Raw genomic sequence first — 1303 nt, 5'->3', positions numbered from 1 at the left:
TCCACCTCCCCTTCACCTGGAACAACGTCACCCTCCACGCCACCGGCGCCACCACCCTCCGCATCCACCTCACCCCCACCGCCCCCAACACCATCGCGCTCTTGGCGACAGATGGTGCGGGTCTGCCCGTGGCTTCCGTGTCCGAGTTGGTGATCAGGCCGGTCGCGGCCGATCAGCTCGTGCCGAGCGGAGACCTGCGGGACGAGTCACTGCACCGGCTGGCATGGTCGGTTCTGGAGACTGCGCCCGCCGCCGAGGACCGGTTCGCCGTCGTGGGGATGGACCGGTTCGGCTTGGCGGAGGCCGGAGTGTCCGTCGATCCGTACCAGGATCTGGCGGCTCTGGCTCAGGCGTTGAGCTCGGGTGCTCCTGTGCCCACCGCAGTGCTCGTCGGATGTTCCGCTCAGGGAGATGAATCGGCGCAGGGCTTGGGGGCTACTGAGGACGCATCGTCCGAGATACGACTCGCGGCGGAAGCGCATCAAGTCACCCACGACGCATTGGGAATCCTGCAGTCCTGGCTCGCCGAGCCCCGTTTCGACGGTATGCGGCTGGTGTTCCTCACCAGGCAAGCAGTGTCCACGGAGAGCGGAGAGGGACCGAAGGATCCGGCATCAGCAGCCGTATGGGGATTGGTCCGCACAGCGCAGTCCGAGCATCCTGACCGTTTCATACTGATCGATCTCGACGGCGCGGAAGCTTCGAGTCTGGTTCTGCCTCTGGCGGTGGCGAGTGGGGAGCCGCAGCTCGCCCTGCGGGCCGGTGTCACGCGAATGCCGCACCTCGCGAGCGCGAGGACCTCCGGTGCACTGGAGATCCCTCGGGAAGTTCCGGCGTGGAGTCTGGACCTACACCGGGGGAACACCCTGGAGGAACTGACTCTGGTCCCCTGCCCCGAGGTGCTGGAACCCCTCGCCCAGGGCCAGATCCGTGTCTCGGTGCGGGCGACCGGGCTGAACTTTCGGGATGTGTTGCTCGCCCTGGACGTCGTGCCATCGATGGATGTCCCATTCGGCGGCGAGGGTGCGGGTGTGATCACGGAGGTCGGCCCCGGTGTGAGCGGGTTGACCGTCGGCGACCGCGTCATGGGATTCATGGAGGGCTCCTATGGCGGGCCGGTGGCCGTCGTGGATCACCGGTTGGTGGCGCGGGTGCCCGAGGGCTGGTCGTTCGCCCGGGCCGCGTCCGTACCCGTGGTCTTCCTCACCGCGTACTACGCGCTGGTCGACATCGCACGCGCCCAACCCGGCGAACGCGTCCTCATCCACGCAGCCGCAGGCGGCGTCGGCATGGCAGCCGTCCA

General features: G+C 67.8%; 1 protein-coding gene. It reads left to right on the top strand.

Annotated elements, in window-relative coordinates; genetic code table 11:
- On the top strand, positions 1-1303 hold a 1303-nt coding region (locus ABZ348_RS34695; RefSeq protein WP_358940006.1), incomplete at both ends, for an alcohol dehydrogenase catalytic domain-containing protein.

The sequence above is a fragment of the Streptomyces sp. NPDC005963 genome, from assembly GCF_040638655.1.
GTDB lineage: Bacteria > Actinomycetota > Actinomycetes > Streptomycetales > Streptomycetaceae > Streptomyces.
Note: the sequence above shows the minus strand (reverse complement) of the source record. Positions and strands in the feature narration are given on the sequence as shown.